The organism is Empedobacter sp. GD03739 (assembly GCF_029843245.1).
Lineage (GTDB): Bacteria > Bacteroidota > Bacteroidia > Flavobacteriales > Weeksellaceae > Empedobacter > Empedobacter falsenii_B.
Window position 1 is genome coordinate 1 of record NZ_JAOCHX010000072.1, and the last position, 9,086, is coordinate 9,086.

The 9,086-nt window shown below is 30.9% G+C and carries 9 protein-coding genes; 2 read left to right on the forward strand and 7 right to left on the reverse strand.

Annotated elements, in window-relative coordinates:
* The 3 genes from N5E64_RS14955 to N5E64_RS14965 all read right to left on the reverse strand — a co-directional run.
* A partial coding sequence (locus tag N5E64_RS14955) for an acyltransferase (RefSeq protein WP_280038199.1) occupies window positions 1-546 on the reverse strand: 546 nt, incomplete at its 3' end.
* Window positions 546-1,457 carry a glycosyltransferase family A protein gene (locus N5E64_RS14960; RefSeq protein ID WP_125350559.1) on the reverse strand — a complete coding sequence of 304 codons (912 nt, stop codon included), beginning with the start codon at window positions 1,455-1,457 and terminating at the stop codon, window positions 546-548. The genes N5E64_RS14960 and N5E64_RS14955, both read right to left, overlap by 1 nt.
* A complete protein-coding gene (locus N5E64_RS14965) occupies window positions 1,450-2,628 on the reverse strand; it encodes a glycosyltransferase (RefSeq protein WP_280038200.1) in 1,179 nt (392 codons plus the stop codon). Before N5E64_RS14965 ends, N5E64_RS14960 begins: the two co-directional genes overlap by 8 nt.
* Before the next feature lie 104 nt (window positions 2,629-2,732).
* Between N5E64_RS14965 and N5E64_RS14970 the strand changes: the two genes are divergently transcribed.
* Entirely contained in the window at window positions 2,733-3,248 is a 516-nt protein-coding gene (locus N5E64_RS14970; RefSeq protein ID WP_280038201.1) for a hypothetical protein, read from the forward strand.
* Between the two features lie 43 nt (window positions 3,249-3,291).
* On the opposite strand, the gene N5E64_RS14975 is transcribed toward N5E64_RS14970, so the two are convergent.
* The 3 genes from N5E64_RS14975 to N5E64_RS14985 form a co-directional block, all read right to left on the reverse strand.
* Complete coding sequence (locus N5E64_RS14975; protein ID WP_280038203.1) at window positions 3,292-3,942, reverse strand: PHB depolymerase family esterase; 651 nt, start codon at window positions 3,940-3,942, stop codon at window positions 3,292-3,294.
* Between the two features lie 61 nt (window positions 3,943-4,003).
* Window positions 4,004-4,762, reverse strand: a complete 759-nt coding sequence (locus N5E64_RS14980; RefSeq protein ID WP_125350562.1) for a TIGR02757 family protein — start codon at window positions 4,760-4,762, stop codon at window positions 4,004-4,006.
* Window positions 4,763-4,864: 102 nt separating this feature from the next.
* On the reverse strand, window positions 4,865-5,539 hold the full coding sequence (locus tag N5E64_RS14985; RefSeq protein ID WP_114998944.1) for an ABC transporter ATP-binding protein: 675 nt from the start codon (window positions 5,537-5,539) through the stop codon (window positions 4,865-4,867).
* Between the two features lie 286 nt (window positions 5,540-5,825).
* On the opposite strand from N5E64_RS14985, the gene sucC reads away from it, so the two are divergent.
* Window positions 5,826-7,019 (forward strand): ADP-forming succinate--CoA ligase subunit beta, encoded by a 1,194-nt coding sequence (gene sucC / locus N5E64_RS14990; RefSeq protein WP_180905863.1) that lies wholly within the window; start codon window positions 5,826-5,828, stop codon window positions 7,017-7,019.
* 357 nt (window positions 7,020-7,376) lie between these two features.
* Here sucC and N5E64_RS14995 read toward each other — a convergent pair whose 3' ends face one another.
* The gene (locus tag N5E64_RS14995; protein WP_114998937.1) at window positions 7,377-7,874 is read right to left on the reverse strand and encodes a helix-turn-helix transcriptional regulator; all 498 of its coding nucleotides are present in this window, start codon (window positions 7,872-7,874) and stop codon (window positions 7,377-7,379) included.
* Window positions 7,875-9,086 lie beyond the last annotated feature (1,212 nt).

The following is a 9,086-nucleotide window of genomic DNA, read 5'->3' on the forward strand; positions in this document are numbered from 1 at the left end:
AGAATAAAAAATCATTTGTAATGGCATCATTATGATACAAATTATTATAAAGTGTAATAAGTATTTTCTTTTATTCATAAAATACAATGTTCCTATTATAATATAAAAACATACCTCAACCCAAAGACTCCAATAAGCATTATCCAAATAATAATATTTAATTTCCCCAGAATATAAATCAAATACATGAGGATCAATAAAAGTATTTGCTATTAAATAGTTCCAAATATTTTTCGAATGTTCATAACCTTCTCCTGTATAAAAAAATGCAAAAAAGACAAACGTTAACGTGGAACAGATTATCATGGCTGGAGATAATCTTATAAATCTATTCTTTAGATAGGTTTTAAAATTATCCGTGCGTTCTAATGTTAAGGAAATTACAAAACCAGAAATCATAAAAAACAAAGGAACTCCAAATGCTCCGTAAAGAAATAATTCTCCTAATTCGGGATATACTTTTGAACTATAATAATGATGTATAAAAACCATTAGGATGGCAAGTACTCGTAGGCTATCAAAAACTTTTATTCTACCTCTTTCCATTACTTCACCTTTATATAAATTAAGCTCAACGGATAAAGCAATATTGATAACAATTTGAAATACTTCAAATCTTTATTAATTTCTGATAAACTTTTATGATTAATTATCGAATAAATTTGATAACCAACCAAATTACGGATTAAAGCTTTTGGATATTTGAAAAGTTTAGTCCCGTAAGAATTAAGAAAAGAACGATAACCTTCCATCAAGCCAAATGTGTTTTTTCCTGTCCAACGTGTATTGGAAACAGAAATTTCATCCGCTTCATCCAAATGATAGTTACGAACAACTTTATTAACAAATCGTGTTTTTACTCCATTCGCATCATATGTATTAAAAAATACCGATTGTGGAATGTAACCTTTGCTTTTGTAAGGTGAATAATCAAAGTTTTTCAACAATTGTTGATAAGTCTTTGTTATAAAAATTCCAAACTTATCTCCACGCACTTTATACTTGTAACGCATGTCGAAAATTGAACCATCAAATCCGTTATTTGGATATTGATTACCAACGATTTTTCCATCTGTATATTGCGACAATCCCATTACAGAAATATATTCGTCTTGGTTTTTGATTTTCTCTACCTCATCAAATAATGTTTGTAAAGCATTCTCAGGATAAGAATCATCCGAATCTACAATCATAAAATATTTAGACTTCACTTTTTTAATTCCTTCAAAAACAGTAATGAATTTATGTTGATTTTCGTTCCAGAAATATTCAATATCAATTAAACCTTCTGATTGAAAATTTTCAATCATTTCTTTGGTATGATCGATAGAACCATCATCCATAATAATCCATTTAAAATCTTTGAACGACTGATTTTTTAACGAATCATACACACGTGCCAACGTATGCGCGCGATTATATGAAGGCGTGACAATGGTAATTTTAACCTCACTCATTCTCTAATTTGATTTGATATTGCTGTTCGAAAACTTCAGAAACTTGACGATAAATCTCTTTTTCATCAAATTTATTGTACGCATTTGCAGTTCCATCAACAATTTTAGACACTAAGGTAAAATTTGTCATAAAAGATTTCATCGATTCGTACATTTCATCTTCATTATATTGAATTAAAACTCCATCTACTCCATTATCTATCATTTCTGCGATTCCACCAACATTTGTCGAAATAATTGGTTTTCGCATACACATCACTTCGCCTATAACCAATGGATATGACTCGGATTGTGTTGGCAAAATAAAATAATCAGATGCTTTGATATAAGGATAAGGATTGGTTTGAGAATCTAACAATAAAAAAGAATCTTCAACATTTAGTTCTTTACGTTGATTGATCAAATTTTCCATTTCGTTTCCTCCACCAATTACCGCTATTTTATGATTAAAACCATCATCTAATAATCGTTTATGCACCTTCATCAAGGTATGATAACCTTTGCGATGATGTAATCTTCCCATAGAAGAAAAAACGGGTAAATCTGTTTCATAAGAATACTCAAAAAGCTCGGCTTTTTTCAAAACCTCATCCACTTTTATCACATTATAAATAACAGTCGATTTTGGATAGGTAACTTGATACAAATCCTCGATTACTTGACGTGTTTGCTTCGAGCCAAAAATCATAAAATCAAAACGTTTCATTTTTTCAATTCTACTCAAAACACGTTGTTGATCTTTATCATATCCAACATCTGTATGAAACCAGCCTATTTTTCTTGATTTTTTATCAGGAGAATTTAACACCATATCAAATTCTGCATAACCAGGCGAAACTTCAATATCGTATTTTTCTGGAACTTTTAATTTGTATAAAATTGAAGGAAATTTATCGTAAACTTCTAATTTCATTCGTCGCCAAATTAATTGTAATTTCTGTACAGAAGAATTAGAACTCATCTGTTCTTTTCCTTTTTCTACAACAATTAATTTTATATCAGTCGGAATTTCTTTGATTAATTCGCCTTGATACAAATTAAGCATCAAAGTAAAATCGAATTTATCTTTTGGTAAGTTTCGCAATAAATCTAAAACTACTCTAGGAACTCCCCCCATTTCTAACGAACGAAGCCTAAAAAGTACTTTTATTTTTCTAGGTTGATTTGACATTTGGTTAGTTTAATAAACAAAAATACAACATTGAGTTTGAATTGAATAATACAACAATCTAAAAACTCATGAAATAATTCTTAATTTTGCAGAAAAAGTAGAAAATGTTCAAAATTGGAACAAAAGTTAAAGTGATAGATGATAATATTTCGGGAACAATTACCAAATTGAAAGGTGATTTTGTTTACTTTAATGATGAGTTTGGTTTTGAGTATGAGTATCATCAAGACGAAATCATCAAAGATATTGAAATTGACTATGAAGAATATCGCGATAAAGAAATTAAAGAATTTTCGAAACCAAAGTTTAAGACTTTTCGCAAATCTCATCGACATCCGTATTTAACGCGAGAAATTGATTTGCATATCGAGAATTTAGTTGATAATTGGCGTGATTTGGATAATGCGCAAATTATACAAACGCAATTAGATGTTGCTCGAAATGAGGTGGAACGAGCCATGTTCGAAAGTCAAATTCGATTGATTTTAATTCACGGTTATGGAAAAGGAATTCTGAAAAAAGAAATTACCGAATTATTATATCGTTATACGAATATCGAATTCTATGACGCCTCATTCAAGGAATATCATGGCGACGCCATAGAAGTTAAATTTATTTAGATCTCTTATAATGATAAAAAGCTGAATTAAATTCAGCTCTATGTTAAAATCTTTTGATCCAATCCATCAAATCATAATAATTTTGAGGAACAATTCCGTGTCCACTTCTGTATTCGTGGTATTCGAAATTAATATTCAACGATTTTAAAAACTCGTCACCCATTCGTCCTAATTCAATTGGCAGTACAACATCTTCTGTCCCATGAGAAACAAAGAAGTTTAAGTTCAAAAAATCTTTTGATTGATCAAAATCTCCAATAATTTTAGCTTCTGGATAACCACTTAAAATCGCCACGTTTTTAATCTTTTCAGGATTATTTAGCGAAATCGCATAACTCAAAATTGCACCTTGACTAAAGCCCATCAATGTTACATTTGCTGCATCTAAATTTTCTTGCTGAACAATTGCATCAATAAATTCGACCAATTTATTACGAGATTCTATTGCTTGCGTTTCATCCATCCATTTTTCATTATTCACAAAATTGATATCATACCACGCATATCCGCCATACACAATATCATGCAACGCACGCACACTTACAATATGCGCATTCTGCGGCAAATCTTGTGCAAACGAAAACAAATCTTCTTCGTTGCTTCCATAACCATGTATCAGCACAAAAAGAGGCGTTTTTTCAGTCGAAACAACAGGTAAACGTTCGATATATTTTATTCCATTCAATTCTTTCATACAAACTTATTTTTAGCGAATTTAATTCTAATTTTTCTAAATAAAATTATTTTCAGTTCAGTTAAAACCCTTCGAAAACACCCAAACCAAATAAAGCGAAATCATATTTCACAGGATCATTTGCATCCATTTCTCGCAATTTTGTATCAAGTTCTTTCAATGCTTTTGCATCATTTTGTTTTCGAGTCAGAATATTTAATTTTCGTGCAACATTTCCCGAATGTACATCCAAAGGACAGGAAAGAATAGAAGTTGGAATGGATTTCCAAATTCCTAAATCTACGCCTTGTTTGTCATCACGAATCATCCAACGCAAGTACATATTGATACGCTTTGCAGCCGAATTATTCAACGGATCTGAAATATGTTTAGTTGTTCGAGTTGGATGCTCTATCTCGAAAAAAGTTTGTTTGAAATTCGAAATTGATGCTTGCATCGAATCTGAAGTTTGATGTTTTGCAAAAACTTGTTCCAATCCGCCATGATTTTGATAAATATTACGAAGCGATTGCATGAAAAATTTCAAATCTTCACTATTGAATGTTCTGTGAACAAATCCATCCAAATTCTCTAAATGATTCTCTGAGAAATTCATCACAAAATCGTAAGGTGAATTTCCCATTAACTGCATCATTTTATTCGCATTATTGATAATCATTTTACGATTTCCCCACGCAATTGTTGCTGCTAAAAAACCAGCAATTTCGATATCTTCTTTCGCAGAAAATCTGTGCGGAATTTGTACTGGATCAGAATCGATAAAGTCTAATGTATTATATTGAAGAACTTTTTCGTCTAAAAAATCCTTTAATTCTGTCATTTAGCAAATATACTAAGAAGTATAATATGTTATAGAGAATTAGAATTTCAATCCTAAGCGATTATGTATTAACTTTATTAAATCATTTTAATCGAAAAGATTTTACATACTATCAACAAACAAACCATCAGCCATTACCAATTTTCGATCGGTCATATTTGCTAATTCTTCGTTATGTGTCACAATGACAAAAGTTTGTCCAAATTCGTTTCGAAGATTGAAAAATAATTCGTGCAATTCTTCAGCATTTTTAGAATCTAAATTACCAGAAGGTTCATCAGCAAAAACGACTTTAGGTTGATTAATCAACGCACGAGCTACTGCTACACGTTGCTGTTCTCCTCCAGAAAGTTGATTCGGTTTATGTGTTAATCGTTGCGAAAGTCCTAAATAGGACATCAACTCTTTTGCACGTTTTTCAGCATCAGCTTTTTTTGTTTTTTTGATAAAAGCTGGAATACAAATATTTTCTATTGCATTAAATTCTGGCAACAATTGATGAAACTGAAAAATGAATCCAATGTTTTCATTACGGAATTTAGATAAATCGCGATCGTTTAATTTCGTGATATCTTGTCCCGCAATCTGAATAGAAGTATTATATTTCTTTGGCTCAGAACTTTTTTCTAATGTTCCTAAAATTTGAAGCAAAGTTGTTTTTCCTGCTCCAGAAGCACCAACAATAGAAACGATTTCTTTTTCTGCAATCGATAAAGAAACATTTTTTAGCACTTCTAATTCACCAAATTTCTTAACAATATTTTCTGCTTTTATCATGAGGTAAAGATATAAATTAAGTACTAAGTCTTAAATTATAAGTGATAAGTTTTTTTTTGAATTCAAAATAAAGACATCCAAATTAAACTAGTTTTTAGTGTACTTGTTACGATTTAAAAATTATATAACAATTGTTTTGACTTTTTAAATCATTAATATTCGTATCTTGTAACCTCTAAATAAACAATATTAACCACTTTTTTAGCATAAGCTGATAAAATTAATATGGCAAAATTTAGAATACATCAACAATATTTTTATTTTTGTAATTGAAAAATCAAAAAAAATGAATCTTCACGAATATCAAGGAAAAGAAATTCTTAGTAAATATGGTGTGAAAGTACAACGTGGTATCGTTGCTACTACACCAGAAGAAGCTGTAGAAGCTGCTAAACAATTAACAGAACAAACTGGTACAGGTTGGCATGTTGTAAAAGCACAAGTACACGCAGGTGGTCGTGGAAAAGGTGGTGGAGTAAAGCTTGCTAAAAACTTGGACGAAGTTAAAGAGAAAGCAAACGAAATCATCGGAATGCAATTAGTTACGCCTCAGACTTCGGCTGAAGGTAAAAAAGTTCATCAAGTTTTAATCGCTGAGGATGTTTATTATCCAGGTGAATCTGAAACTGAAGAGTACTATGTTTCTGTATTGTTAGATCGTGCTACTGGTAAAAACATGATTATGTATTCTACTGAAGGTGGAATGGATATCGAAGAAGTTGCTGAGCACACGCCAGACAAAATCTTTACAGAAGAAATTGATCCAGCTGTAGGAATCCAAGGTTTCCAAGCGCGTAAAGTTGCTTTCAACTTAGGTTTATCAGGAAATGCTTTCAAAGATGGTGTTAAATTTATCACTGCTTTATATAATGCATACGTTGCGATTGACGCTTCTATGTTCGAAATTAACCCAGTTCTTAAAACATCTGACGATCAAATTATCGCTGTAGATGCTAAAGTATCTATCGATGATAACTCATTATTCCGTCATGCAGATATTGCTGCTTTACGTGATACAAGAGAAGAAGATCCAACAGAAGTTGAAGCTGGTGAAGCTGGATTAAACTTCGTAAAATTAGACGGAAACGTTGGATGTATGGTTAACGGAGCTGGTTTAGCAATGGCAACTATGGATATCATCAAATTATCTGGTGGTAACCCTGCAAACTTCTTAGACGTTGGTGGTACTGCTGATGCTGAGCGTGTAGAAAAAGGTTTCCGTATTATCTTAAAAGATAAAAACGTAAAAGCTATCTTAATCAATATTTTTGGTGGTATTGTACGTTGTGATCGTGTTGCTCAAGGTATCTTAGATGCTTACAACAATATGGGTGACGAAATTAATGTGCCAATTATTGTTCGTTTACAAGGAACAAATGCAGAAATCGCTAAGAAAATGATTGATGAATCAGGTTTCGCTGTTCACTCTGCTATCACATTAAAAGACGCTGCTGATAAAGTAGAAGAATTAGTAGGTTAAGATTTAACTTATTTACAATATATAAAACCTCTCAAAGGATTCTTTGAGAGGTTTTTTTTGTATTTTTATATATACCTCTTTATGGAATATTTATTATAAATCATTTTAACAAGATCTATAAGTTTGTTTAGTCAAAACGCACTATTTACAGAAGTTAAACTAACACAAGATAGTGATACATCATTTTGGTTCAAAAGAGAAATCTATATTACGAAAAGAATCAATCATTCTGAACCAAATTCTAAAAATGATTTTTTTTAAATAAAAAACTCTGGAGTTAGACAAACCTAAAAATAAAGCTAACATACTAATAACAAAATTGAATATACTAGCTTCAAACTCATTATGATATTAAAATTATTTCTTAGGCTTTATATAAATAGCCTTTCTACCAGTTGTTTCTTCTGAACTTACCAACTCATCATTTTTTAAATTTCTCATAACACCAGCGATAGCAACAGAGGTAATATCTTTTGGTACTAATTTTAATCGGACCAGCTCCTTTTTTATTTCAGCAACTATTTTACCTTCATTCAGAAAATTTGTATTTACTATATGCTCCCTAATTTTTGATGTTAATTTTAAAGATTCCAATCTATATTTAGGTAATTCATTTAGAGGTTTAAGAGGTATTTTAAAGTCTAATAATGTTTCCAATGGGTACTGAACGACTTTTGCATATTCTACGTAATAATCAATAATTTTTGCTTCACCTTTTTCTATTTTTATTATAGTACTACGTGATATTTCAGTCATATAAACTATATCATCTATTGTATATAGTTTTTCTATTCTCAAACTTCTTAATTTATTTCCAAGATTAATTCTGTAAAGAGACGTCTTATTAACTTCCATAAGTTACTGATTAATGTTTTATAGTTTTATTTGTAAAATAAATTTGCATTTAAAGAAATAAATATTATATTTGTTGTAGCGAATTGATAATTAGTCTATAAAGACAAATTAAAACGATGTAATCTCGACCTAAAACGACCAATTTTACTATCGAGAGTATCGTGGAATCGCTCCATGTCTTAAAAGTTTTGTACTTTCGTATATGGCATGAGAGTGGTTCTCACGTTAACTTTAGGTAGTAGCTTTATTATCGTTAGATTATAAAGAAGGGTTTGGTCGCCCATGGTCTAAAGTGTGAGACTGCTCCTTGCTTTTTTTGCAAGTATTTCTTCATATAGGAGAGACATCGTTCCATAAAACCCAACACAAAATGAGAACGAAACAATTTCCATTCATCCGTAAAAAGCCACCGGACAAAGTCGGTCGGCTTATTACTTCTTTTTAAAGGACAAACCTCCGTTTTTATAACATTTTTAAAACACAGATTGTAAAGCAAAGGGGCTCCTTTCTTTACACGCTCTCTATCAGAGCCTCGGTAAGGAGACTTTGACAGCCAGGTTATACTCTTTTTTTCGCACATTAAAAGTAAAGCCTTTATTGACATTTTCCAAATTTATTGGGGCCTACCTTATTATTAGTATTGAGATGTTAGTATTTAGATTTTAGAGTTGTACGATGTAAAAAGTACATTGTATTATGTATTTGAGGTTGAGACTAAGGATGGGATTCTGAAACGAGTTCAGAATGACAGCGAATTTGAATATTGAAAAGGATGTAGAAAATGTCATATGATTTGGAGACGAGTGTCAAAAAGCTGAAAGTCATGGTTAAAATATTTTACTGTTTGCGTAGCAAATGATTTAAAATATTGAATGACTGAAACTAATTTTGACCGTCGAAAATCAAAGACAAGAGTTTTTTGATTACTTTTTTGCTCTCTTCCTCGAAGGGCACATGAATACCGATAATTAAAATAGATAAGCTATGAATAAAAAAGTGATAGAAAGATTTCTCGATACCTCGAAATGACATATTAGATGCGATTCTGAGACAAGCTCAGAATGACAGCTAGATGATAAGCTTTGATGAGTATCATATGATAAAAAGAATTTTACTTTCATTTTTTTTCTTGATAAAAAAAACGAAACAAAAAAATCAAGACTGCGATTTTCGACGTTCAATTACCATTTCACGCACTAAAAAGATTAAATG